Below are 808 nucleotides of genomic sequence, written 5' to 3' on the forward strand. Positions count from 1 at the left end.
CTAGTGTCCCGCGCCTGAAATTCGGTTCAGAAGTCGGCCGATGGATTCGAGGATCTGTTCTGCTGTCTTGGTCCAGGTGAAGGGTGTTGGGCTGGTGTTCCACTCGATGACCCATTTACGGATGTCGGACTCGAGCGCCTGGACGCTGCGGTGATCGCTGCGGCGCAGCAGGTCCTCGGTGACGAATCCGAAGAACCGCTCGACCTGGTTCAGCCAGGATGAGTACGTCGGTGTGAAATGCATGTGGAAACGCGGGTGGTTCTGCAGCCACATCTTCACGACGGGTGTTTTGTGGGTCTGGTAGTTGTCGCAGATCAGGTGCACGTCAAGGCCCGCGGGGACCTGGGCGTCGATCTTGGCCAGGAACTTCCTGAACTCGATGGCCCGGTGTTTGCGGTGCAGGCTGGAGATCACGGACCCGTCAGCGGTGTTCAGCGCCGCGAACAGGGTTGTGGTTCCGTGCCGGACATAGTCATGGGTGCGTTTCTCCGGCATGCCGGGCATCATCGGGAAAGCCGGCTGGGAGCGGGCCAGCGCCTGGACCTGGGACTTCTCATCCACGCTGAGCACCACCGCGGATTCGGGCGGATTCAGGTACAGGCCCACAACGTCATAGACCTTCTCCACGAAGAAGGGGTCGTTCGAGAGCTTATAGCCGTCAGCGCGGTGCGGCTTGAGTTCGAAAGACTTCCAGATCCGCCCGATCGTTGACTTTGAGAGCCCCGACCGCCCGGCCATCTTCGCCCGGGACCAGTGCGTGGCATTCTTCGGCGTCGATTCCAGCGTCGCAACCACGACATCCTCGACC

General features: G+C 61.3%; 1 protein-coding gene. It reads right to left on the minus strand.

Annotation, left to right across the window (positions count from 1 at the left end):
- Positions 1–808 (minus strand): IS630 family transposase (locus PV761_RS24210; protein WP_347900053.1); only part of this gene is annotated, 808 nt, incomplete at its 5' end.

Source organism: Arthrobacter sp. CC3, assembly GCF_039907775.1.
In the GTDB taxonomy this organism is placed as follows: Bacteria; Actinomycetota; Actinomycetes; order Actinomycetales; family Micrococcaceae; genus Arthrobacter.